The 22,609-nt window shown below is 72.9% G+C and carries 20 protein-coding genes; 12 read left to right on the top strand and 8 right to left on the bottom strand.

The window, feature by feature from the left end; all coding sequences use genetic code 11:
- Positions 1–2: 2 nt before the first annotated feature.
- Positions 3–251, top strand: a complete 249-nt coding sequence (locus ACFY32_RS30910; RefSeq protein ID WP_359200057.1) for an exodeoxyribonuclease VII small subunit — start codon at positions 3–5, stop codon at positions 249–251.
- 6 nt (positions 252–257) lie between these two features.
- Here the strand turns inward: ACFY32_RS30910 and ACFY32_RS30905 are convergent, their stop codons facing one another.
- The 3 genes from ACFY32_RS30905 to ACFY32_RS30895 all read right to left on the bottom strand — a co-directional run bounded on the left by ACFY32_RS30905 (position 258) and on the right by ACFY32_RS30895 (position 3,810).
- Positions 258–464 carry a DUF4287 domain-containing protein gene (locus ACFY32_RS30905; protein ID WP_390676028.1) on the bottom strand — a complete coding sequence of 69 codons (207 nt, stop codon included), beginning with the start codon at positions 462–464 and terminating at the stop codon, positions 258–260.
- A gap of 91 nt (positions 465–555) precedes the next feature.
- Positions 556–2,130: a polysaccharide deacetylase family protein gene (locus tag ACFY32_RS30900; protein ID WP_359200052.1), complete on the bottom strand. Its 1,575-nt coding sequence runs from the start codon at positions 2,128–2,130 to the stop codon at positions 556–558.
- 231 nt (positions 2,131–2,361) lie between these two features.
- On the bottom strand, positions 2,362–3,810 hold the full coding sequence (locus ACFY32_RS30895) for a glycosyltransferase (RefSeq protein ID WP_390676027.1): 1,449 nt from the start codon (positions 3,808–3,810) through the stop codon (positions 2,362–2,364).
- Positions 3,811–4,026: 216 nt separating this feature from the next.
- Here ACFY32_RS30895 and ACFY32_RS30890 point away from each other — a divergent pair, with 216 nt between their 5' ends.
- On the top strand, positions 4,027–4,617 hold the full coding sequence (locus ACFY32_RS30890) for a malonic semialdehyde reductase (RefSeq protein ID WP_390676026.1): 591 nt from the start codon (positions 4,027–4,029) through the stop codon (positions 4,615–4,617).
- Between the two features lie 66 nt (positions 4,618–4,683).
- Here the strand turns inward: ACFY32_RS30890 and ACFY32_RS30885 are convergent, their stop codons facing one another.
- Entirely contained in the window at positions 4,684–5,217 is a 534-nt protein-coding gene (locus ACFY32_RS30885; RefSeq protein ID WP_359200046.1) for a DUF4245 domain-containing protein, read from the bottom strand.
- Between the two features lie 126 nt (positions 5,218–5,343).
- On the opposite strand from ACFY32_RS30885, the gene glpX reads away from it, so the two are divergent.
- Entirely contained in the window at positions 5,344–6,378 is a 1,035-nt protein-coding gene (gene glpX, locus ACFY32_RS30880; RefSeq protein WP_390676025.1) for a class II fructose-bisphosphatase, read from the top strand.
- 194 nt (positions 6,379–6,572) lie between these two features.
- Here glpX and ACFY32_RS30875 read toward each other — a convergent pair whose 3' ends face one another.
- The gene (locus tag ACFY32_RS30875; protein WP_359200042.1) at positions 6,573–6,953 is read right to left on the bottom strand and encodes a WhiB family transcriptional regulator; all 381 of its coding nucleotides are present in this window, start codon (positions 6,951–6,953) and stop codon (positions 6,573–6,575) included.
- Between the two features lie 118 nt (positions 6,954–7,071).
- Positions 7,072–7,755 (bottom strand): DUF1707 domain-containing protein, encoded by a 684-nt coding sequence (locus ACFY32_RS30870; protein ID WP_390676024.1) that lies wholly within the window; start codon positions 7,753–7,755, stop codon positions 7,072–7,074.
- Positions 7,756–7,901: 146 nt separating this feature from the next.
- Here ACFY32_RS30870 and ACFY32_RS30865 point away from each other — a divergent pair, with 146 nt between their 5' ends.
- The 4 genes from ACFY32_RS30865 (at position 7,902) to ACFY32_RS30850 (ending at position 14,090) form a co-directional block, all read left to right on the top strand.
- Entirely contained in the window at positions 7,902–9,581 is a 1,680-nt protein-coding gene (locus ACFY32_RS30865) for a fumarate hydratase (RefSeq protein WP_390676023.1), read from the top strand.
- A gap of 57 nt (positions 9,582–9,638) precedes the next feature.
- Complete coding sequence (locus ACFY32_RS30860; protein WP_390676022.1) at positions 9,639–11,024, top strand: class II fumarate hydratase; 1,386 nt, start codon at positions 9,639–9,641, stop codon at positions 11,022–11,024.
- A gap of 44 nt (positions 11,025–11,068) precedes the next feature.
- Positions 11,069–11,764 carry a DUF402 domain-containing protein gene (locus ACFY32_RS30855; RefSeq protein ID WP_359200034.1) on the top strand — a complete coding sequence of 232 codons (696 nt, stop codon included), beginning with the start codon at positions 11,069–11,071 and terminating at the stop codon, positions 11,762–11,764.
- A gap of 280 nt (positions 11,765–12,044) precedes the next feature.
- The gene (locus ACFY32_RS30850) at positions 12,045–14,090 is read left to right on the top strand and encodes a SpoIIE family protein phosphatase (RefSeq protein WP_390676021.1); all 2,046 of its coding nucleotides are present in this window, start codon (positions 12,045–12,047) and stop codon (positions 14,088–14,090) included.
- A gap of 62 nt (positions 14,091–14,152) precedes the next feature.
- On the opposite strand, the gene ACFY32_RS30845 is transcribed toward ACFY32_RS30850, so the two are convergent.
- Positions 14,153–16,468, bottom strand: coding sequence for a transglycosylase domain-containing protein (locus tag ACFY32_RS30845; protein ID WP_390676020.1), 2,316 nt, complete (start codon positions 16,466–16,468; stop codon positions 14,153–14,155).
- Positions 16,469–16,722: 254 nt separating this feature from the next.
- On the opposite strand from ACFY32_RS30845, the gene ACFY32_RS30840 reads away from it, so the two are divergent.
- From ACFY32_RS30840 to ACFY32_RS30820, 5 genes are all read left to right on the top strand, one after another.
- Complete coding sequence (locus ACFY32_RS30840; protein WP_390676019.1) at positions 16,723–17,658, top strand: SPFH domain-containing protein; 936 nt, start codon at positions 16,723–16,725, stop codon at positions 17,656–17,658.
- Entirely contained in the window at positions 17,655–17,924 is a 270-nt protein-coding gene (locus ACFY32_RS30835; RefSeq protein ID WP_359200026.1) for a hypothetical protein, read from the top strand. Before ACFY32_RS30840 ends, ACFY32_RS30835 begins: the two co-directional genes overlap by 4 nt.
- Positions 17,925–18,018: 94 nt before the next feature.
- Entirely contained in the window at positions 18,019–18,543 is a 525-nt protein-coding gene (locus tag ACFY32_RS30830; RefSeq protein ID WP_359200024.1) for a PadR family transcriptional regulator, read from the top strand.
- Positions 18,540–19,229, top strand: a complete 690-nt coding sequence (locus ACFY32_RS30825; RefSeq protein WP_359200022.1) for an ABC transporter ATP-binding protein — start codon at positions 18,540–18,542, stop codon at positions 19,227–19,229. The genes ACFY32_RS30830 and ACFY32_RS30825 overlap by 4 nt, the downstream gene beginning before the upstream one ends.
- Positions 19,226–21,562 (top strand): ABC transporter permease, encoded by a 2,337-nt coding sequence (locus ACFY32_RS30820; protein ID WP_390676018.1) that lies wholly within the window; start codon positions 19,226–19,228, stop codon positions 21,560–21,562. The genes ACFY32_RS30825 and ACFY32_RS30820 overlap by 4 nt, the downstream gene beginning before the upstream one ends.
- Here ACFY32_RS30820 and ACFY32_RS30815 read toward each other — a convergent pair.
- Positions 21,521–22,483, bottom strand: a complete 963-nt coding sequence (locus ACFY32_RS30815) for a LysR substrate-binding domain-containing protein (RefSeq protein ID WP_390676017.1) — start codon at positions 22,481–22,483, stop codon at positions 21,521–21,523. The genes ACFY32_RS30820 and ACFY32_RS30815 overlap by 42 nt on opposite strands.
- Between the last annotated feature and the right edge of the window lie 126 nt (positions 22,484–22,609).

Raw genomic sequence — 22,609 nt, 5'->3', positions numbered from 1 at the left:
GAATGACCAGCGAGGTGGAGCAGACGGCGGCGCGTGCCGAGGCGCTCGGTTACGAGCAGGCCCGGGACGAGCTGATCGAGGTCGTACGGAAGCTGGAGGCGGGCGGCACGACGCTGGAGGAGTCCCTCGCCCTGTGGGAGCGGGGCGAGGAACTGGCGAAGGTGTGCCGGCAGCGGCTGGACGGCGCCCGTGCCCGCCTGGACGCCGCCCTCGCCGGGCAGGCCGGGGACGACGCGGAGCAGGCCCCGTAGCCGCGCTCACTTCTCGGCGAGCGTGTGGGCGACGAGCGCGTTGGCGTGGCCGTGGCCCAGGCCGTGCTCGGTCTTGAGCCAGGTGACGAGTTCGCCGTGCCGGGTGAGCGGAGCGGAGCGGATCAGGTCCTTCCACTCCGCTGTCGGGCGGCCGTACTTCTTCTCGATGGAGGGGAAGTAGCTGGCGGGGCCCTTCACTGCGCTGCTGGTCATGGTGGTCGGTCCCATCGGGTGCGGGGCGTGCTGTCACCGTTCATGACCGGCGGACCCGCGCGAACTGATCGCCGCGCGCCTGTGATCCGGGTCACTCGACCGTGAGCGCGGTGAAGGCGGGCCAGCGCCCGGTCCGGTCGTCGTCGCGTACGTCGAGGGCGAAGCCGCCCGCGCCCTCCGCCTCGTCGCGCCGGGGCGCCCGCAGCAGCGCGCAGGGCCGGCCGTCGACGGAGACCCGGACCTGCGCGGGGGTGACGGTGACCGCGAGGGCGTGCCCGGCGGCGGGGTCGAGCCGGCAGCTTCGGACCCGCCCCTGCCCGGTGAGCCGGGCCGCGCCGCGGCCGACGGTCAGCTTCACGGGGTGTTCGCTGCCGGCCCGTACGGTGACGCCCGCGCCGGTGCCGGGCCCGCGCAGCCCGTCCACGGCGGCGCGCAGCCGGTAGGAGGTCCAGTCGGCGGTGGCGACCGGCCGGTGCCCGGCCCAGACGTAGCGGTGGCCCGGCGGGTAGGGGCCCTTCCCGGTGAGGGCGCCGACGCCGGTCCCGGCCATGCCGTCGGGGAACTCCCAGTCGCCCGCCCGTTCCAGCGGCCGGCCCGCGTCACCGGGCGCGACCGGCGCCTCGCGGGCGATGCTCCGCAGCAGGGCGGCAGCGGTCGTGCCCCGGGTGACCGCCGTGCGCTGCACCTGTCCGGCCGCGGCGGCGCGCGGGCCGGGGGGCAGCGGGCGGCGCGCGCTGTTGGTGAGGGCGGCGGTGAACCGTTCCCGCAGCACCGCGTCGAGCACCCGGGCGTCCGGGCCGGCCGCCGCCTCCGAGTACGGGTGGGCGAACAGTTCCGGCCGGGGCAGCCCGTGCGCGGTGACCGCGCGGACCGACCGGTCCAGGTCGGCGGCGATCCGGCGCCGGTACTCCCGCGCGGTCTCCCGGCGCCCCTCGGCCGCCAGCCAGACCCGGTTGCCGAACACCGACGCCCGGTGCCCGGAGGCGTCCACGGGGACGCGTTCGTGGCCGTCGTCGGTGTGCGTCTGGAAGTCCCAGCGGCCGGAGCCGGCCATCCGCCCGATCTCCGGCCAGGTCAGGTAGTAGGGGCGGTGGGTGCCGACCCGGCCGGTGATCAGGAAGGCCGCCGCCTTCATCCCGTGCCGCCGCAGGATCGGGTCGGCGTGTACCCACAGGCCGTGGGTGCCGTCGTCGAAGGTGAGGTAGACGCTGCGCGGCGCGGGCGCCCGGCCGGTGCGCAGGTACGTGGTGAACTCCCGCGTCGACAGGGTGCGGTAGCCGGCCTCGCGCAGAGCGCGCAGATGGGTGTCGAGGCGCTCCGGGGAGACGGTGAACCGGCCGTGCCGCTCGTCGCCGACGTCGTGGTAGGCGAGGACGACCGGCGGCGCGGCGGCCGGAGCGGCGGCGCGCGGGACCGGCCCGGCGCCCGCCGCCGGGGCGGGTACCTGGTCGGCGACGGCGTGGTGCAGGGCTTCGTACCGCCAGACGAGCGTGAAGGGCAGCGCGACGACGGCGACGGAGAGCAGCCCCAGGGCCCCGCGCAGCGCCGACCGGCGCCGGGGCCCGGCCCCGGACCGGTCGGCCGTGGCCCCGGTCGCCCGCCGCCCCCTCAGGCGCCGGGCCGCGCGCCACCACCCGGTGAGCCGCGCCGCGGACCGCGCCCTCACAGCGCGTGCCCCCGGGTGACGACGAACAGGTAGAGCAGCGCGATCGCGGCGGCGGTGGCCGTGACGGCGAGCGCGCGGGCCAGCCCGCGCAGCGGCGTTCTCATGCGGCACTCCTCGGTCCCGGCGTTCCGGTACGGCACTCCCCGCTCCCGGCGACGGCACTCCCGCGCCGTTCCCCGCCCGCCGCATCCCGCTTCCCGCCCCCCGCATCCCGCTCCTCCGCTGCGGCGTTCACGTCGTGCTCCTCGACCAGACGTCGCGGCGCAGGGTGAGTACGGCGTACGGCAGCAGCCAGGCCAGTACGCAGCAGGACAGCAAACTCATCAGGGGGCGGCAGCGCCAGGCCCGGTCGGCGGGGTGGTCGAGCCGGTAGGCGAGGCCCCAGACGCAGCCCTTGAGGGCGACCCCGCCCAGGTAGAGCAGGGTGAGCGGCCCGGCCAGGTGCAGCGGGGCCCACACCAGGTGGCGGGCGACCAGGACGGGGGCGGCGAGCACCCACAGGGCGTGGGCGTAGTAGAGCGCGGCGGCGGCCGGGCCCCGGCGCCACATGAAGCGGCCGGTGAAGAACAGGTTCCGCACGAAGCTCTTCTTCCAGCGGATCTGCTGGCGCAGGAAGGAGCCGGGCCGGGACGGCACCCGCGTCCAGACCCGGGCGGCCCGGCTGTAGCCGACCTCCCACCGCAGCTCGGGGTAGTCGTGCTCGCGGACGAAGGGCGAGTCGGCGTGCCGGCGTTTGAGGGCCCGGCCGAGCCATTTCTGGCCCAGGACGTACCCGGTGAGCTGGCGGTCGGTGGCGAAGCGGAAGGGGGCGCCGAGGAAGCGGTCCCCGGCCCAGGCGGGCAGGTAGTTCCAGATCGCCTCGCGGCGGAACGCGGCGAGCGGCCCGGACACGCAGCACACCGACCCGAACGCGGCCTCGGCTGCCTTGGTGATCCGGAACTGGCCCTCGTACCACACGTCCTGGACGCGGGCGAGCAGCCCGGAGTCCGCGTTGAGCGCCCGGCAGTGGCCGCTGACCGCGCCCAGCTCGGGGTGGCGGACCATGGCGTCGACGCAGGCGCCGACGGCGTCCGGGGCGATGACGCAGTCGGAGTCGGTGAACACCAGCACGTCCCCGTCGGCCAGTCGGCAGGCCCGCACCAGGGCGGCCTTCTTGCCGAGGTTGCGCTCCAGGCGGACCAGGGTGATCGGCAGTTCGCCGGCGAGCCGCGCGAGGATCTCGGCGGTGCCGTCGTCGGAGGCGTCGTCGACCACGACGAGCTGTACGTCCGGGTGGTCGGCGGCGGCCATGGAGCGCACGCAGGTCTCGATGTGGGCGCGTTCGTTGCGCACGGCGAGCAGGAAGCTCACCCGGGGCCGGGCGGGCAGCGGCGGGAAGGCGGCGAGGTCGCGCGGGCGCCGGCGCAGCAGCCGTACGGCGGGGTCGTCGTAGCGGCTGTAGGCGAGGTGGAGCAGGCAGATGGTGGCGGTCAGGACGGTCAGGCCGTAGAGCGCGGGCAGGTCGAAGCCGTGCGGGAGGCGGACGGTGCGGCGGGCCAGGAGGAACAGCAGGGGCAGCAGCGCGATGAGGGTGAGCAGGCTCACGACGCCCCGGCGGACGTCGGTGTCCAGGGCGTCCAGCCGTTCGCCCAGGGCGCGGGCCGCCGGCCGGGAGCGGCGGGCGTTCACGAGGTCGGACACACCGTCATATAGAGCCGCTGATCCGGCCCGCGGCCCTTCCGACACGCGGGGCGCGGGGGTCGGGAGGACCTTGCTTCACTCCGGCGGGGGCGTGAAGTGGATCACGCACCCCGCATTTTGTTGAACCTTGAACTTCTTTGCCGTACGGTCGGGGACGTCAACGGATCTCCGCGCACCGCGCGGACCTTCCGACGCACGTTTCGAGAGAGATCACGCATGTCTCTCGTTCTTGACCCCGCCGCCCAGGACCTGCTCTTCCGCGAGGCCCGGACCGCCAACACCTTCACCGACGAGCCGGTGACCGACGAACAGGTGCAGGCGGTCTACGACCTGGTCAAGTACGGCCCGACCGCCTTCAACCAGTCCCCGCTGCGCGTCACGCTGGTCCGCTCCCCCGAGGCCCGCGAGCGCCTGGTGCGGCACATGGCCGAGGGCAACCGGCCCAAGACCGCCGCCGCCCCACTGGTCGCGATCCTCTCCGCGGACAACGAGTTCCACGAGGAACTGCCGCGGCTCTTCCCGCACTTCCCGGCGGCCAAGGACGCCTTCTTCAGCGAGCGCGCGGTCCGCGAGAACGCCGCCGCGATGAACGCCACCCTCCAGGCCGGGTACTTCCTCATCGGCGTGCGCGCCGCGGGGCTGGCCGCCGGGCCGATGACCGGGTTCGACTTCGAGGGCGTCCGCAAGGAGTTCCTCGACGAGGACCACACCCCGCTGATGATCGTCAACATCGGCAGGCCGGGCCCCGACGCCTGGTTCCCGCGCTCCCCGCGCCTGACGTACGAGGACGTCGTCACCACCGTCTGAGCCACGGCGGCACGACGACGCGAAGAGGCCCTCCGGCGGGGGGCCTCTTCGCGTCGTCGAAGGCGGTCAGGCCATCTTGAGCGCCGCCGCCATCTTCTCCAGTCGCGCGAAGGACGCGGTGCCGGAGACGACGGTGGTCGCGCCCTTCACCCCGTCGGTGTCCGTCAGCACCAGGGCGTCGTACCGGCCGCCCTCGTACCGGGTCCAGGTCCGGCCGCCGAGCCGCTCGGTCGCCCCGGTGGCCTTCGCGCCCTGGCTGGCCTCCTCGATGAACGCGGCCGGCTTCCCGGTCGACTGCCGCACCTGCACGTAGTCGCCGTCGGCGGTGTGGAAGCCCAGGTGCCAGGTGTCGGAGTCGGCGCCCTGGTAGCGCACCGAGGTCGGCTTCCAGTCCTCGGTCAGCCCCTCGGGCGCGGCCACCGGGTACGGGGCGGCGCGGCGGGCGGTCAGCAGCTCGACCCGGTAGTCGACCCGCTGGAGCTCCGGCTCCCCGTCGTCGTGCGGAACGAAGGCCCACATGACCAGTCCCGCGACGATGGTGACACCCAGGGAATAGATCATGTTCCGGGCTGTCTTCTGCTTGCCTTGCGTACCTGCCACGCCCTCCATCGTCGCAGGTCCCCGCAGCGCTCATCCGTGGGGTCCCCTGCTCATCCGGCCAGTGTGACGATAGAGTCGGCGGTACACCCTCATCCGGCCGTCGTCGTATCAGAAAGGTGCGCTCCGATGACCGAGCATCATCATCTGCCGTCCGAGCTGGACGTCCCCGCCGAGGCTCCCGACCGCAACCTCGCCATGGAACTGGTCCGCGTGACCGAGGCCGCGGCGATGGCCGCCGGCCGCTGGGTCGGGCGGGGCGACAAGAACGGCGCCGACGGCGCCGCCGTCCGTGCCATGCGGACCCTCGTCCAGACCGTGTCGATGAACGGCGTGGTCGTCATCGGCGAGGGGGAGAAGGACGAGGCCCCGATGCTCTTCAACGGGGAGCGCGTGGGCGACGGGACCGGCGCCGAGGTCGACATCGCGGTCGACCCGATCGACGGGACCACGCTGACCGCCAAGGGCATGACCAACGCGATCGCGGTGCTGGCCGCGGCCGAGCGGGGCTCGATGTTCGACCCGTCGGCCGTCTTCTACATGGACAAGCTGGTCACCGGGCCCGAGGCCGCCGACTTCGTCGACATCAACGCCCCGGTGTCGGTGAACATCCGCCGGGTCGCCAAGGCCAAGCGGGCCACGCCCGAGGACGTCACCGTCGTCATCCTGGACCGCCCCCGGCACCAGGGGCTGATCGAGGAGGTCCGGGGAACCGGCGCCCGCATCAAGCTGATCTCGGACGGCGACGTGGCCGGCTCCATCCTCGCCCTGCGCGAGGGCACCGGCGTCGACCTGCTGCTGGGCATCGGCGGCACCCCCGAGGGCATCATCTCGGCCTGCGCGGTCAAGTGCCTGGGCGGCACCATCCAGGGCAAGCTGTGGCCCAAGGACGACGCCGAGCGGCAGCGGGCGCTGGACGCGGGGCACGACCTGGACCGGGTGCTGACCACGGAGGACCTGGTCACCGGGGAGAACGTGTTCTTCGTGGCGACCGGCATCACCGACGGGGAGCTGCTGCGCGGGGTCCGGTACCGGTCGGAGACGGCCACCACGGACTCGATCGTGATGCGGTCCAAGTCGGGCACGGTCCGGCGGATCGACTCCGAGCACCGGCTGAGCAAGCTGCGGGCGTACAGCGCGATCGACTTCGACCGGGCGAAGTGACTCCGCCGGCCGGGCGGGGCGGCTTCCGGCCCGGAGGGCGCCGCCGCCCGGCGGGTGCGGGTCCGGGGCGGTCGCTCGCGCCCATGCGCCGGAGCCCCGCGTGTCACGGCCCCGCGCCCCTGGCCCGCCGTCCCCGCCGGGCATGAGAAAGGGCACCCCCGGTGCGGAGGGGGTGCCTCTTTCGCTGCTTGCCGCTAACCGGCCGCCGCTATGCGGTCCGTCGCCGCGCGGGCCGTCTTCTTCAGCTCCAGGTCGCGCCGGCGCCGGCGGGCCAGCACCACGCGGCGCTCGGCGGCGGTGAGGCCGCCCCAGACGCCGTAGGGCTCGGGCTGGAGCAAAGCGTGCTCGCGGCACTCGACCATGACCGGACAGCGTGCGCAGACCCGCTTCGCCGCCTCTTCCCGGGAGAGCCGGGCCGCGGTGGGTTCTTTGGAGGGTGCGAAGAACAGGCCGGCCTCGTCACGCCGGCACACCGCCTCGGTGTGCCAGGGGGCGTCTTGGTCCCTGTCTCGCGCCGGTACCCGCTGGGCCGGGACGGCGGCTACCTGCAGGGACGAACGCGGCGGTTGCAGCACGGTCTACTCCTGACGACGGCTTCGCGAGCGAGAGACGATGCAGCAAGCCCTACCCGCTGTACGCGCGCCTATGCACTGCGTCCCGATTCCCCCGATTCACGTTCACATTCGTCAACGGTCACGGGTGCTTGCGCAAACTCCGGTCGACCTTGCGCTGGACCCGGTCGAGGATGTCCGCGACCAGCTTGCCCCGCTTGGGCCGCGCCTCGACGCTGCCCAGGACCGCCCACCCGTCCACATAGACGACGGGCGCCCCGGCGTCGGCCGAGTCGGAGGTGTCCACCTCGAAGGAGCCGAGCACCCCGCCGCCGGTGCCGCGCAGCGTCACGTTCTCCGGGACCCGGACCTCGACGCTGCCGAAGACGGAGACCGCCTTGACGACCACCTGCTCGTACTCGAAGATCGCCTCGCTGAGATCGATCTCGACGCTGCCGAAGACCGCGTAGGCGTGGATACGGCGGCCCGCGCGCCAGCGGCCCTTACGGACGGCGCTGCTGAACACCGCGACCACGTTGTCGTCGGCGCCCGCGGGTATCGCGCCGGCCGGGGGGCGGTGCGGCGCGGTGTACGGCGCCCGGGGCCGGTGGCCGGCGGGCAGGTCACGGACGAACACGTCCAGTTCGCCGACGGTCTTGGCGGCCAGCACGCCCTCCACGCGCTCGGCGTGCTCCTCGGCGGTCAGCCGCCCCTCGGCGAGTGCCTCGCGCAGCATGTCGGCGACGCGGTCGCGGTCGGCGTCCGAGGCGCGCAGCTCGGTGACGGGGGCGGGCGCGTCCTGCTGGGCGTGCTGGTGAAGGTCCACGGCAGCAGCGTACCCAAACGCGATAGATCGCGACCAGAGGGCGTGGGCCACGAACTGAGCCCTACCTCACAAGCTCCCCCTCACCGGCAGGTTCTACGCTGGTGGGCGCTGCCAATGGAGGCCAGCGGCCGTCTGTCGAGTGAGGAATGGGCGAGATGCCTGAGTTCGCGTACACCGATCTGCTCCCCATGGGAGAGGACACCACCCCCTACCGGCTGGTGACCTCCGAGGGTGTCTCCACCTTCGAGGCCGACGGGCGGACCTTCCTCAAGGTGGAGCCGGAGGCGCTGCGCAAGCTGGCCGAGGAGGCCGTCCACGACATCCAGCACTACCTGCGCCCCGCGCACCTGGCGCAGCTCCGGCGGATCATCGACGACCCCGAGGCGTCGGCCAACGACAAGTTCGTGGCGCTGGACCTGCTGAAGAACGCCAACATCGCGGCGGCCGGCGTGCTGCCCATGTGCCAGGACACCGGCACGGCGATCGTCATGGGCAAGCGCGGGCAGAACGTGCTGACGGCGGGCGGCGACGAGGAGGCGCTCAGCCGCGGCATCTACGACGCCTACACCAAGCTCAACCTGCGGTACTCGCAGATGGCCCCGCTCACCATGTGGGAGGAGAAGAACACCGGCTCCAACCTCCCGGCGCAGATCGAGCTGTACGCCACCGACGGCGGCGCGTACAAGTTCCTGTTCATGGCCAAGGGCGGCGGCTCGGCCAACAAGTCGTTCCTGTACCAGGAGACCAAGGCCGTCCTGAACGAGTCCTCCATGATGAAGTTCCTGGAGGAGAAGATCCGTTCGCTGGGCACGGCCGCCTGCCCGCCGTACCACCTGGCGATCGTCGTCGGTGGTACGTCGGCGGAGTACGCGCTGAAGACCGCGAAGTACGCCTCCGCGCACTACCTGGACGAGATTCCGGCCGAGGGCTCGCCGCTCGGGCACGGGTTCCGGGACAAGGAACTGGAGGAGAAGGTCTTCGAGCTGACGCAGAAGATCGGCATCGGCGCGCAGTTCGGCGGCAAGTACTTCTGCCACGACGTGCGCGTGGTGCGGCTGCCCCGGCACGGCGCGTCCTGCCCGGTGGCGATCGCCGTGTCCTGCTCGGCCGACCGGCAGGCCGTCGCGAAGATCACCGCCGAGGGCGTCTTCCTGGAGCGGTTGGAGACGGACCCGGCCCGCTTCCTGCCCGACACCACGGACGAGCACCTGGAGTCGGACGGCGACGTCGTCCGGATCGACCTCAACCAGCCGATGGACGCGATCCTCGCCGAGCTGGCCAAGTACCCGGTGAAGACCCGGCTGTCGCTGACCGGCCCGCTGGTCGTGGCGCGCGACATCGCGCACGCCAAGATCAAGGAGCGGCTCGACGCGGGCGAGGAGATGCCGCAGTACCTGAAGGACCACCCGGTGTACTACGCGGGGCCGGCGAAGACGCCCGAGGGCTACGCGTCGGGTTCCTTCGGGCCGACGACGGCCGGGCGGATGGACTCCTACGTCGAGCAGTTCCAGGCGGCGGGCGGCTCCAAGGTGATGCTCGCCAAGGGCAACCGCAGCAAGCAGGTCACCGACGCGTGCGCCGCGCACGGCGGCTTCTACCTCGGCTCCATCGGCGGCCCGGCCGCCCGGCTCGCCCAGGACTGCATCAAGAAGGTCGAGGTCGTCGAGTACGAGGAACTCGGCATGGAGGCGGTCTGGAAGATCGAGGTCGAGGACTTCCCGGCGTTCATCGTCGTCGACGACAAGGGCAACGACTTCTTCACTTCGCAGGAACCCGCTCAGCCGACCTTCACCACGATCCCGGTGCGCGGCCCCGGGCTGGGCTGATCACCCGGACGGGCCTCGCCCAGGAACAACGGGCCGCCGTCGTTCGCTGTACCCGGTATGAGCGAATACCGCATCGAGCACGACTCCATGGGCGAGGTCAGGGTCCCCGTCGACGCCAAGTGGCGGGCGCAGACGCAGCGGGCCGTCGAGAACTTCCCCGTGTCCGGACAGCGGATCGAGCGCGCGCACATCGAGGCGCTGGCCCGGATCAAGGGGGCCGCGGCGAAGGTCAACGCGCGCCTGGGAGTGCTCGACCAGGACATCGCGCGGGCGATCCAGGAGGCGGCCGGCGAGGTCGCGGAGGGGAAGTGGGACGCGCACTTCCCGGTCGACGTGTTCCAGACCGGGTCGGGGACCTCGTCGAACATGAACGCCAACGAGGTGATCGCCACCCTGGCCACCGAGCGGCTCGGCCGGCCGGTGCACCCCAACGACCATGTGAACGCCTCGCAGTCGTCCAACGACGTCTTCCCCTCCTCGATCCACATCGCCGCCACCGCCGCCGTCAGCCGTGACCTGGTCCCCGCCCTGGACCGCCTCGCCACCGCCCTCGCCCGCAAGTCCGAGGAGTTCGCGGACGTGGTGAAGTCCGGGCGGACGCACCTGATGGACGCCACGCCCGTGACGCTGGGCCAGGAGTTCGGCGGGTACGCGGCCCAGGTGCGGTACGGCATCGAGCGGCTGGACGCCTCGCTGCCCCGGCTCGCCGAGCTGCCGCTGGGCGGCACCGCCGTGGGCACCGGGATCAACACCCCGCCCGGGTTCTCCGCCGCCGTCATCGAGGAGGTGGCCCGCGCGACCGGGCTGCCGCTCACCGAGGCCCGCGACCACTTCGAGGCGCAGGGCGCCCGGGACGGCATCGTGGAGACCAGCGGGCAGTTGCGGACCATCGCGGTCGGCCTGACGAAGATCGCCAACGATCTGCGGTGGATGTCCTCCGGCCCCCGCACCGGCCTCGCGGAGATCGCCCTGCCCGACCTCCAGCCGGGGTCGTCGATCATGCCGGGCAAGGTGAACCCGGTCATTCCGGAGGCGGTGCTGATGGTCGCCGCCCAGGTCGTCGGCAATGACGCGACCGTGGCCACCGCGGGCGCCGCCGGCAACTTCGAGCTGAACGTGATGCTGCCGGTCATCGCCAAGAACGTGCTGGAGTCGATCCGGCTGCTCGCCAACGTCACCGAGCTGCTCGCCGACCGCACCGTCGACGGCATCGTCGCCGACCGCGAGCGGGCCCGGGAGTACGCCGAGTCGTCCCCGTCGGTGGTCACCCCGCTCAACAAGTACATCGGGTACGAGGAGGCCGCCAAGGTCGCCAAGAAGTCCCTCGCCGAGCGGAAGACGATCCGCGAGGTGGTCCTGGAGAGCGGGTACGTCGAGCGCGGCGATCTGACGGAGCGGCAGCTCGACGAGGCCCTGGACGTGCTGCGGATGACCCGTCCTTGACGGGTGCCGCAGCGGCGGGTGCCGGGGACACCTAATATCTGTCCATGGCAGACGGCGAAGCGGTGAGCGCGGTGGAACGAGCGGGCCCCCCGGCCAACTTCTGGGCGCCCGGCAGCCACATCCTGTGGCGGTACCGGGAGAACGGCGGTGCGCGCATACACATCGCGCGGCCGGTCACCGTCGTCCGCGACGACGCCGACCTGCTCGCGGTGTGGCTGGCGCCCGGCACCGAGTGCGTGCTGCCGGTGCTCGCCGACGGCACGCCCGTCCACCAGGAGCCGCTGGAGTCGCGGTACACCAAGCCGCGTACCGTGCGGCGCGGCCACTGGTTCGGCACCGGGGTGCTGAAGCTGGCCCGGCCGGGCGAGCCGTGGTCGGTGTGGCTGTTCTGGGAGCCGGGCTGGCGGTTCAAGAACTGGTACGTCAACCTGGAGGAACCGCTGGCCCGCTGGGCGGGCGGCGTCGACTCCGAGGACCACTTCCTGGACCTGTCCGTGCTGCCCGACCGGAGCTGGCAGTGGCGGGACGAGGACGAGTTCGCGCAGGCCCAGCGGGACGGGCTGATGAGCCCGGCGCTGGCCGGGCGGGTGCGGCGGGCCGGGCGGGCCGCGGTGGAGGCGGTCCGCGCCTGGGGACCGCCGTTCTCCGAGGGCTGGCAGAACTGGCGCCCGGACCCGTCCTGGCCGGTACCGTCACTCCCGACGGACTGGGATCGCACGCCCGCGCGGGTGTCGTCGTGAGACTCTTGCTGTGCCCCCGGGCGAGAAACGTAGGATCGTCCTCCGCAAGGGCGCGCGGCGGCAACGGGCGGAGCACGCGCTGAGCTTGACCGATCGTCACCGAGGGGCGGCTGGACGTGAGCGAGGGGTACGAGGGCAAAGCCGTTACGGGCCGCGACCGGCCCGCCGGCGGCACAGGCACAGCCTCTGACCACGCGGAGATTCCGTTCCCGGGGCACCTGTTCCGGGTATCGGGACTTCTGCGGGACGAACTGCACGCGCGGCGCGCAGTCGCGGACGGATGGATTCGACACGCGTGACGGAGCACCCGACCTCCTTCGAACGCCCCCAGCCGGGCGTCGACCCCGCGGACCCCCGCGGGGCGCCCTTGCCTACCCCGACCGGTGCCGCCTTACCGGCGCAGGGCCGTGCCGGGGAGACCCCGACGCCGCCCGCCGCCGCGGGCCAGGACCCGGCCGGCGTCTCCGAGCACGCCCAGTTGGGCGCCGGACACGCCGCCGAGCCCGGCACGCACCGGCCCCGGCCCGCGCCCGGTCCGGCGGCGGCCGGCGCCGCCGAGCAGCCGGTGGTGCCGGAGCGCCGCAGCGGACAGGGCCTGCCGCCCGGCCGGCCCACGCCGATGCGGCGGGACGGGGACCGGCTGCGGTTCGTCGGGGCGGCGACCCGGCGGATCGCCCGGGGCATGGACCTCGACGAGATCGTGATGGGGCTGTGCCGGGCCACCGTGCCCACGTTCGCGGACGCCATCCTGGTCTATCTGCGCGAGCCGCTGCCGGTCGGCGACGAGCGGCCGACCGGTCCGCTGGTGCTGCGGCTGCGGCGGACCGACCGGATACCGGCGGAGCGGGACACCGAGGGCGGGTTCATGCCGGCCGTGCAGCCCGAGCCGACCGAGCTGGACTCGGTCGGTGCCGAGCTGTGCGAGGTGCGGCCGGGCAGCGCGCTGGCCGAGGTGCTGCGCGGGGTGCGGCCGGTGTTCACGGACACCCCGGCCGCCCGCGCCGCGCTGCCCGAGCTGCTCGGCGACAGCGCCGACTTCGCCCTGCCCGACGGGCAGCGGTCGATCCTGGCCCCGCTGCGGGGGCGGCGCCGGGTGATCGGGGCCGCGCTGTTCCTGCGCCGCCCCGAGCGGATCGCCTTCGAGGCCGACGATCTGCTGGTGGCGGCCCAGTTGGCCACGCACAGCGCGCTCGGCATCGACAAGGCGGTGCTGTACGGCCGCGAGGCGTACATCGCCGACGAGTTGCAGCGCACGATGCTCCCGGAGAACCTGCCGCGGTGCACCGGCGTCCGGCTGGCCTCGCGCTATCTCCCGGCCGCCGAGACGGCCCGGGTCGGCGGCGACTGGTACGACGCGATCCCGCTGCCCGGCAGCCGGGTCGCCCTGGTCGTCGGCGACGTGATGGGGCACTCCATGACCTCGGCGGCGATCATGGGCCAGCTCCGGACCACCGCGCAGACCCTGGCCGGCCTGGACCTGCCGCCCCAGGAGGTGCTGCACCACCTCGACGAGCAGGCGCAGCGGCTGGGCACCGACCGCATGGCGACCTGCCTGTACGCGGTGTACGACCCGGTCTCGCACCGCATCACCATCGCCAACGCCGGCCATCCGCCGCCCGTCCTGCTGCACCTGGGCGGCCGGGCGGAGGTCCTGCGGGTGCCGCCGGGCGCCCCGATCGGGGTGGGCGGCGTGGACTTCGAGGCGGTGGAGCTGGACGCCCCGGCGGGCGCGACCCTGCTGCTCTACACCGACGGCCTGGTCGAGTCCCGGCTGCGGGACGTGTGGACCGGCATAGAGCAGTTGCGGGAGAAGCTCGCCGCGACCGCCCAGCTCACCGGGCCCGACCATCCGCCGCCGCTGGAGGCCCTCTGCGACGAGGTGCTGGACATGCTCGGGCCGGGCGACCGGGACGACGACATCGCGCTGCTGGCCGCCCGCTTCGACGGGATCGCGCCCAGTGACGTGGCGTACTGGTTCCTGGACCCGGAGGACGCCGCTCCCGGCAAGGCCCGGCGGCTGGCCCGGCACGCGCTGGCCCGCTGGGGCCTGGAGGAGCTGACCGACTCCGTCGAGCTGCTGGTCAGCGAGGTCGTCACCAACGCGGTGCGGTACGCGTCCCGTCCGGTGACGCTGCGGCTGCTGCGTACCGACGTCCTGCGCTGCGAGGTCGGCGACGACGTCCCGCAGTTGCCGCGCCTGCGGCAGGCCCGCGCCACCGACGAGGGCGGGCGCGGGCTGTATCTGGTGAACCGGCTGGCCCGGCGCTGGGGCGCGACCCGGCTGAGCACCGGCAAGGTGGTCTGGTTCGAGCTGCACCACGGCTGAGCGGAACGCACGCGGGCGCCCGGTCCGCCGACCGGGCGCCCGTTCGTGTACCGGCGGACCGGTTACCGGTCTTCCCGGTCGTCCCGGTCCGGGAAGAGCGGGTCGTCGTCGGTCTCCTCGCCGGTCGGGGGAGGTGACGTCGACTCCTCGCCGGTGGGCGGGGCGGAGGTGGTCTCCTCGTCCGTCGGCGGGGCGGAGGTGGTCTCCTCCTTCGTCGGCGGGGCCGAGGTGGTCTCCTCCTCCTTCGTGGGCGGGGCGGAGGTGGTCTCCTCCTTCGTCGGCGGGGCGGAGGACTCCTGGGTCGGCGGGGCCGAGGTGGCGGGCCGGACCGCCGCGCCCTGGGTGGTCTCCAGGTCGAACCTGGTGACCTCGTCCATCACGCCGAAGGTGTACGCCGCCCAGATCGACGCCGGGAACCCGCCGCCGTTGACGCGGTCCTCGCCGCCCGCGCCGTACATCGGGACCTGGCCGTGGTTCTTGGCGTCCTCGCCGAACAGGCCGACGGAGGTGACCAGGCCGGGGGTGTAGCCGGTGAACCAGGCCGACTTGTTGTTGTCGGAGGTACCGGTCTTGCCCGCCACCGGCTGGCCGTCGCGCAGCGGGTTCTCCCGCACCGACGTCCGCGCCGTACCGTCGTCGACCACGCCGGTCAGCACCGAGGTCACCGTGTCGGCGGTCTCGCGGCTGATCACCTGCTCGCCGACCGGGTCGGGGAAGTCGACCGCGCGGGAGTTGTGCTCGACGGACTTCACGACGGCCGGGGTGACCTTCTTGCCGTGGTTGTCCAGGGTGGCGTAGACGCCGGCCATCTCCAGGGGGCTGGCGCCCATGCTGCCCAGGGTCTGGGCGGGCACGGCCTCCATGCCGTCGGTGTCCATGCCGAGCTTGCCGGCGACGTCGACCACCTCGTCCATGCCGACGTCGACGCCCATCTGCGCGAAGACGGAGTTCACCGACTTGTTCATGGCGGTCTGGACGGAGACCTCGCCGTAGTTGGCGTCGTCCTCGTTCTCCGGGGCGAAGCCGACCTTGACGCCGTGGTCCACGACCGGCCGCTTGCTGGTGCCGTCGTACATGGTGTCCGCGGTGATGGGTTGGCCGTCCTGGGTCTGGGCGGCCCGGTCCAGGGCGGCGGCGAGGATCACCGGCTTGAAGGTGGAGGCGGGCTGGTAGTCCTCGCGGGTGGCGTTGTTGACGTAGTGCTTGAAGTAGTCGACGCCGCCGTACATCGCCACGACCGCGCCGGTCTTGGGGTCGACGGAGACCGCGCCGGCCTGGACGTCGGCGTCGACGTCCCGCTTGCCGGGGTCGAGCTTGCCGGTGAGCTGCGCCTTGACGGACTTCTCCAGCTCGGTCTGCTTCTTCTTGTCGATGTTCAGGGTGACGGTCCAGCCGCCGGCGTCGACCATGGCCTCGGCCTGCTTGAGGTCCTCGGCGGTGCCGTCGGCGACCAGTTGCCGCTGGAGCTGGGCGTTGGCGGCGTTCACCAGGTAGCCGGTCTGCCCCTTCATGCCGGGGGCGGCCTTGGGCTCCTTCGGGACCGGGAACTTCATGGCCCGCCGCTCGGACTCGCTGAGCCAGTCCATGTCGACCATGTTGTCCAGGACGTAGTCCCACCGCTCCCGGACCAGCTTCTTGCCGGTCTCGGTGGCGATCGCCCAGTCGTACTGGTTCGGCGCCTGGAGGAGCGCGGCCAGGTAGGCGCCCTGCTCGACGGTGAGGTCCTCGGCGTCGACGTGGTAGTACGCCTGGGCGGCGGCCTGGATGCCGTAGGCGCCGCGGCCGTAGTAGCTGGTGTTGATGTACCCGGCGAGGATGTAGTCCTTGGACTTCTCGCGGTCCAGCTTCAGCGAGATGACCAGTTCCTTCAGCTTGCGCGTGACGGTCTGGTCCTGGGTCAGGTAGTAGTTCTTGACGTACTGCTGGGTGATGGTCGAGCCGCCCTGCGCGCCCTTGCCGGCGACGGTGTTGAGCAGGCCGCGGGCGGTGCCCCTGAAGTCGACGCCGGCGTCCTTGTAGAAGGTCTTGTTCTCGGCGGCGACGAAGGTGTGCTGGACTTCCTTGGGGATCTTGCCGAGGTCGACTATCTCGCGGTTGCGGTCACCGTCGCGGGCCATGATCGAGCCGTCGCGGTACTTGTAGATGTTGCTCTGCAGCCGGGCGTCGGCGTTGCCCGCGGGGATGTCGATCACCATGTAGAGCACGATGAAGGCGCCCATGCCCAGCAGGCAGAGCCCGAAGAAGGTGCCGAGGATCTTCTTCCAGGTGAACAGCCGGCGTATCCGGCCCGGCCCGTCCGCGGTCGACGAACGGCGGCTTCTGGGCGCGGCGCGGTGTCCACCGCGCTGCCGCGCTCTTCTCTCTTCCGCTCGTCCCATGGGTCCGAATCGCTCCGCTTCGCTCATGTGTGCTCACGCGTCACACAGGTTTCGTCGGCAGGTCAGCTCAGAAAGCTAACACCGTCACATGTGGCAAAGACCTGCCGATCCGGCCTTTTACGGACGTGAGAATCAGCACCCACCCCATAGAACCGACGCTCGGCGGGGGGTCAGGGTTGTCGTGGCGGGGTAAAGTGATATCACTTAGTCATCGCAGTGACAGCAGAACACCGACGAGACACGGGGGATCACTCATGACCGCGCACGACCACCAGGTCGACGCCGACCTGCCCGACATGCCCGCTCCGCGCGTGCGGGAGTTCCCGGCGCACAGCATCGGCGGCGGGCTGGCCCTGCTGCTGGGGCTGGCCGGGCTGCTGGCGGGCGCCGGCCTGATCGCGGCCGCCACGGCGGCCGGCGGCACCGGCGCCAAGGCCGCCCTGATCACCACCGGCATCCTGGTCGCGATCGCCGCGTTCCTGGCCATGTGCGGGCTGAACATGGTGGCGCCGGGCGAGGCCCGGGTCGTCCAGCTCTTCGGCCGCTACCCGGGCACGATCCGCCAGGACGGCCTGCGCTGGGTGAACCCGTTCACCTCGCGCACCAAGATCTCCACCCGGGTGCGCAACCACGAGACCGCGGTCCTCAAGGTGAACGACGCCTACGGCAACCCGATCGAGCTGGCCGCGGTCGTGGTGTGGCGGGTCGAGGACACCGCGCAGGCCACCTTCGAGGTCGACGACTACATCGAGTTCGTCTCCACGCAGACCGAGGCGGCCGTGCGGCACATCGCCATCGAGTACCCCTACGACGCCCACGAGGAGGGCGGCCTCTCGCTGCGCGGCAACGCCGAGGAGATCACCGAGAAGCTCGCCGTCGAACTGCACGCACGCGTGGAGGCGGCCGGCGTGCAGATCATCGAGTCCCGGTTCACGCACCTCGCCTACGCCCCCGAGATCGCCTCGGCGATGCTCCAGCGGCAGCAGGCCGGCGCGGTCGTCGCCGCGCGGCGGCAGATCGTGGACGGCGCGGTCGGGATGGTCGAGATGGCGCTCGCCCGGATCGCCCAGGAGGACATCGTGGAGCTGGACGACGAGCGCAAGGCGGCGATGGTGTCCAACCTGATGGTCGTGCTCTGCGGCGACCGTTCCGCCCAGCCCGTGCTCAACACCGGGACCCTCTACCAGTGACCGGGCCGTCCGGGGAGCCGGCCCCGCGGCGCCGGCCGCAGCAGCGCAAGCAGGTGCTGCTGCGGCTGGACCCGCTGGTGTACGAGGCACTGGCCCGCTGGGCGGGCGACGAGCTGCGGTCGGCCAACGCGCAGATCGAGTTCCTGCTGCGCCGGGCCCTCGCGGAGGCGGGCCGCCTGCCCGGCGGCACCGGCCCGCTCCCCCGCCGGGGCCGGCCGCCCGCGTCCCCCGGCCCCGACCCCGAGGACCCCGTAGCGGAACCGTGACAAACGGCCCCGACCTGCGGGGTCGTACCCGTCCCCGGGCACTGTGCACTCGGCGTATACACACCGCGTATACACCGTGTGTAGAGTGCTCGGCATGTCCATCGGTCACACGCTGCTCGGCCTCCTGGAGGCCGGGCCCCGCCACGGTTACGACCTCAAGCGGGCCTTCGACGAGAAATTCGGTCACGACCGGCCGCTGCATTACGGCCAGGTCTACTCGACCATGTCCCGGCTGCTGAAGAACGGCCTCGTCGAGGTCGACGGCATCGAGGCCGGCGACGGCCCCGAACGCAAGCGGTACGCCATCACCGAGGCCGGCGTCACCGACGTCGAACGCTGGCTCGCCACCCCGGAGAAGCCCGAGCCCTACCTCCAGTCGACGCTCTACACCAAGGTCGTCCTCGCCCTGCTCACCCAGCGGGACGCCGCCGACATCCTGGACAACCAGCGCGCCGAGCACCTGCGCGGCATGCGCGTCCTCACCGACCGCAAGCGCAAGGGCGACCTCGCCGACCAGCTCATCTGCGACCACGCCCTGTTCCACATGGAGGCCGACCTGCGCTGGTTGGAACTGACCGCGGCCCGGCTCGACAAGCTCCGTCAGGCGGTGGCCCGATGACCCCGCCCCCCGGTTCGCTGCTGTCGGCCGAGAACCTCCGCAAGGTCTACGGCCCGACCGTCGCCCTCGACGGCGCCGAGTTCTCCATCCACCCCGGCGAGGTCGTCGCCGTCATGGGCCCCTCCGGCTCGGGCAAGTCCACGCTGCTGCACTGCCTCGCCGGGATCGTGCCGCCCGACTCCGGGACGATCATGTACCGCGACCGGGAGCTGTCCGCGATGAGCGACGCCGAACGCAGCGCGCTGCGGCGCGGCGACTTCGGGTTCGTTTTCCAGTTCGGGCAGCTCGTGCCGGAGCTGACCTGCGTGGAGAACGTCGCCCTGCCGCTGCGGCTGAACGGCACGCCCCGCAGGACGGCCGAACAGGCGGCGCTGAAGTGGATGGAACGGCTGGAGGTCGACGACCTGGCGAAGAAGCGCCCCGGTGAGGTCTCCGGCGGGCAGGGCCAGCGCGTCGCGGTGGCGCGGGCGCTGGTCACCGAGCCCCGGGTGCTCTTCGCGGACGAGCCGACCGGCGCGCTGGACTCGCTCAACGGCGAGCGCGTGATGGAACTGCTCACCGACGCCGCCCGGTCCACCAACGCCGCCGTCGTGCTGGTCACCCACGAGGCGCGGGTGGCCGCCTACTCCGACCGCGAGATCGTCGTCCGGGACGGCCGGTCACGGGACATGGAGCGGGCGGTATGAAGGCCCGGCAGTGGTACCGGGACCTGGCGATGGGCGTCCGCTTCACCGTCACCGGCGGGCGCGAGGGCTGGACCCGGGCCCTGCTGACGGGCGTCGGCGTCGGGCTCGGGGTGGCGCTGCTGCTGCTGACGACGGCGATCCCGAGCGCGCTCGACGCCCGGCACGAGCGGGAGGCCGCCCGCACCGACATCACGTTCTCCACGTCCGCCCCCATCCCCCGGGGCGAGGACACGCTGATCGTCGCCAATGTGGGGACCGAATTCGGCGACACGGCCGTCCGGGGCCGCGAACTGGAGCCGGAGGGGCCCCGGGCGCCGCTCCCGCCGGGCGTGGCCGAGTTCCCGGCGCCGGGCGAGATGGTCGTCTCGCCCGCGCTGAAGGAGTTGCTGGCCTCGGACGCCGGGAAGCTGCTGCGCGAGCGGCTGCCGGACCGGATCACCGGCACCATCGGGGAGAGCGGCCTGGTCGGCTCCGCCGAACTCGCCTTCGTCCGGGGCGGCGACGGGCTCGCCGCGTACCTGGGCGACGAGCGGGTGCAGCGCATCGACCGCTTCGGCGAGACCGACTCCGCCGCCGAGCCCCTGGACCCGGTGCTGCTCCTGCTGGTCCTGGTGGTCTTCGTGGTGCTGCTGATGCCGGTCGCCGTGTTCATCGCCGCGGCCGTGCGGTTCGGCGGCGAGCGGCGCGACCGCCGGCTGGCGGCGCTGCGGCTGGTCGGCTCCGACAGCCTGATGACCCGGCGGATCGCGGCCGGCGAGGCGCTGGCGGGGGCGGTGCTGGGGCTGGTCTTCGGCGCCGCGTTCTTCCTGGTCGGGCGGCAGCTCGTGGGCGGCGCCGAGGTCTACGGGATCAGCGTCTTCCCCAGCTATCTCGACCCCTCCCCCGTGCTGGCGCTGCTGGTGGCGGTGGCGGTGCCCGCGGCGGCGGTGCTGGTCACGCTGTTCACGCTGCGCGGGGTGGTCATCGAGCCGCTCGGCGTGGTCCGTACGGCCAGGCCCGCGCGGCGCAGGCTGTGGTGGCGGCTGCTGCTGCCGCTGGCCGGCCTGGCGATGCTCACCCCGATGATCGGACAGGGCCGGGACAACGGCGACTTCAACCAGTACCTGGTCACCGGCGGTGTCGTCCTGCTGCTGATCGGCGTGACCGCGCTGCTGCCCTGGCTGGTGGAGCGGGTCGTCGCCCGGCTCGGCGCGGGCGGGGTCGCCTGGCAACTGGCGGTACGCCGACTGCAGTTGAGCAGCGGCACCGCGGCCCGGATGGTCAACGGCATCGCGGTGGCGGTCGCCGGGGCGATCGCGCTGCAGATGCTGTTCGCCGGCGTCGAGAGCGACTACACCGAGTCCACCGGCCAGGACACCACCCGCGCGCAGATGCAGGTGTCGGTGCCGCGGGAGGTGTCGGTCGCCGGGGCCGCCGCGAAGCTCGCGGCGACGAAGGGCGTGCGGGGCGTGGCCGCGTACGCCGAGGGCTATCTCGGCGACCGCCGCTCGGACCCGGCGTCCACCGCCCAACTGTCCGTCGGCGACTGCGCGGCGCTGCGCGAGATCGCCCGGCTTCCCTCCTGCCGGGACGGCGACGCCTTCGCCGTCCGCGACGCCGAGTACGACACCGGCACCCGCGATCTGGCGGTGCCGGGGCGGACGCTGTACCTCGACCCGTCGTGGGAGGGCGTCCCCAAAAGCAAGGAGATCCCCTGGAAGGTGCCGGCCGGCCTGAAGACGGCCGGCGCGCGCACCGGCCTGGTGGGCGTGGAGCAGGGCGGCTTCCTGATCACCCCGAAGGCCATGGCGGCCGGCACCGCGCCGGCCCTGACGGGGCAGGTCTACCTCCGCCTCGACCGGGGGCAGCCGGACGTGATGGAGCGGGTGCGCAACACCGCGGCGGCCGTCCACCCGCTGGCCACGGCGATGACCTGGTCGGACACCGAGCGCAGCGACCGGTTCACCGCGATCCGCACCGGCCTGTTCGTCGGCGCCGCCTGCGTGCTGGCGCTGATCGGGGCGAGTCTGCTGGTGTCGCAACTGGAGCAGTTGCGCGAGCGCAAGAAGCTGCTGTCGGCGCTGGTCGCCTTCGGCACCCGCCGCCGCACCCTGGGCCTGTCGGTCCTGTGGCAGACGGCGATCCCGATCGCCCTGGGCCTGCTGCTGTCCTCGGCGGTGGGCCTCACCCTGGGCGCGGTGCTGCTGCGGATGACGGCGACCACCGTACGGATCGACTGGCCGAGCGTGCTGTCGATGACCGGGGTGGCCGCGGCGGTCGTCCTCGCGGTCACCCTGCTCAGCCTGCCGCCGCTATTCCGGCTGATGCGGCCGGACGGCCTGCGCACCGAGTGACGCCTCCCCCGCCGCGCGCCCGTCCCCCACTATGCGCACCGGCAGTTCCCGCAGCGCCTCGCGCAGGGACGCCGCCAGTTCCTCGTACTCCGCCGAGCGGGCCGCCCCCGTGCGCATGGCGAGGGCGATGCGGCGGGCGGGGGCGGGGTCGGCGAAGTACCCGGTGAGCAGGCGGGAGGAGCGGGAGGTCTCCACCCGGACCGCGGTGCGCGGCAGCAGGGTGACGCCGAGCCCGCCCGCCACCAGTTGCACCAGCGTGGACAGGCCGGCCGCCGTCGTGGTGGCCGGCACGTCCGCGCGTCCGGCCTCCCGGCAGATCTCCAGCGCCTGGTCGCGCAGGCAGTGCCCCTCGTCGAGGAGGAGCAGGTGCAGCGAGCGCAGGGCGGCGCGCGGGATGCCCTCCCGGCCGCCGAGCCGGTGGTCGAGCGGGGTGACCAGCACGAACTCCTCGTCGAACAGCGGTAGTTCGGTGACTCCCGGCATGCCGAGCGGCACGGCGAGCAGCAGCAGGTCCAGCCGGCCCGAGGTGAGCCCGTCCAGCAGGCTGGCGGTCTGCTCCTCGTGGACCTGGAGGTCGAGGTCGGGGTAGCGCTCGTGCACCAGCCGCAGCACGGTCGGCAGCACGTACGGCGCCACGGTCGGGATGACCCCGAGGCGCAGCGCGCCGGTGAACGGCGCCCGCAGTGCCGCCGCCTCCTCCAGCAGCGCCCCGACCTCCGCGAGCACCGCCTTGGCCCGCGCCGCGAGCCGTTCGCCGGCCGGTGAGAGCAGTACCTTGCGGGTCGTACGCTCGACGAGGGTGACCCCGAGGGTCTCCTCCAGCGCGGAGACCGCCCCGGACAGCGCGGGCTGGCTCATGCCGATCGCCGCGGCGGCGTCCCGGAAGTGCAGGTGCTCGGCGACCGCCGCGAAGGCGCGCAACTGGGCGAGGCTGGGCTGCCTCGGCTTACCGACCGTACTGATAACTACCTCCGATCAACACGACCGAGTGTAGCTATTTCCGTAATCAATGCACCGTGTGCCACCATCAACTCCGTCCAACCCATG

The organism is Streptomyces sp. NPDC000134, assembly GCF_042899225.1.
Taxonomy (GTDB): Bacteria; Actinomycetota; Actinomycetes; order Streptomycetales; family Streptomycetaceae; genus Streptomyces.
Note: the sequence above shows the minus strand (reverse complement) of the source record. Positions and strands in the feature narration are given on the sequence as shown.

Excerpts from the sequence above, each read along its gene's own strand:
- ACFY32_RS30825 (WP_359200022.1), top strand. The coding sequence starts at position 18,540 with ATGACCCCGCCCCCCGGTTCGCTGCTGTCGGCCGAGAACCTCCGCAAG.
- ACFY32_RS30855 (WP_359200034.1), top strand. The coding sequence starts at position 11,069 with ATGGCAGACGGCGAAGCGGTGAGCGCGGTGGAACGAGCGGGCCCCCCG.
- ACFY32_RS30820 (WP_390676018.1), top strand. The coding sequence starts at position 19,226 with ATGAAGGCCCGGCAGTGGTACCGGGACCTGGCGATGGGCGTCCGCTTC.
- ACFY32_RS30840 (WP_390676019.1), top strand. The coding sequence starts at position 16,723 with ATGACCGCGCACGACCACCAGGTCGACGCCGACCTGCCCGACATGCCC.
- ACFY32_RS30830 (WP_359200024.1), top strand. The coding sequence starts at position 18,019 with ATGTCCATCGGTCACACGCTGCTCGGCCTCCTGGAGGCCGGGCCCCGC.
- ACFY32_RS30850 (WP_390676021.1), top strand. The coding sequence starts at position 12,045 with ATGGATTCGACACGCGTGACGGAGCACCCGACCTCCTTCGAACGCCCC.
- ACFY32_RS30845 (WP_390676020.1), bottom strand. The coding sequence starts at position 16,468 with ATGGGACGAGCGGAAGAGAGAAGAGCGCGGCAGCGCGGTGGACACCGC.
- ACFY32_RS30890 (WP_390676026.1), top strand. The coding sequence starts at position 4,027 with ATGTCTCTCGTTCTTGACCCCGCCGCCCAGGACCTGCTCTTCCGCGAG.
- ACFY32_RS30905 (WP_390676028.1), bottom strand. The coding sequence starts at position 464 with ATGACCAGCAGCGCAGTGAAGGGCCCCGCCAGCTACTTCCCCTCCATC.
- glpX (WP_390676025.1), top strand. The coding sequence starts at position 5,344 with ATGACCGAGCATCATCATCTGCCGTCCGAGCTGGACGTCCCCGCCGAG.
- ACFY32_RS30865 (WP_390676023.1), top strand. The coding sequence starts at position 7,902 with ATGGGCGAGATGCCTGAGTTCGCGTACACCGATCTGCTCCCCATGGGA.
- ACFY32_RS30860 (WP_390676022.1), top strand. The coding sequence starts at position 9,639 with ATGAGCGAATACCGCATCGAGCACGACTCCATGGGCGAGGTCAGGGTC.
- ACFY32_RS30910 (WP_359200057.1), top strand. The coding sequence starts at position 3 with ATGACCAGCGAGGTGGAGCAGACGGCGGCGCGTGCCGAGGCGCTCGGT.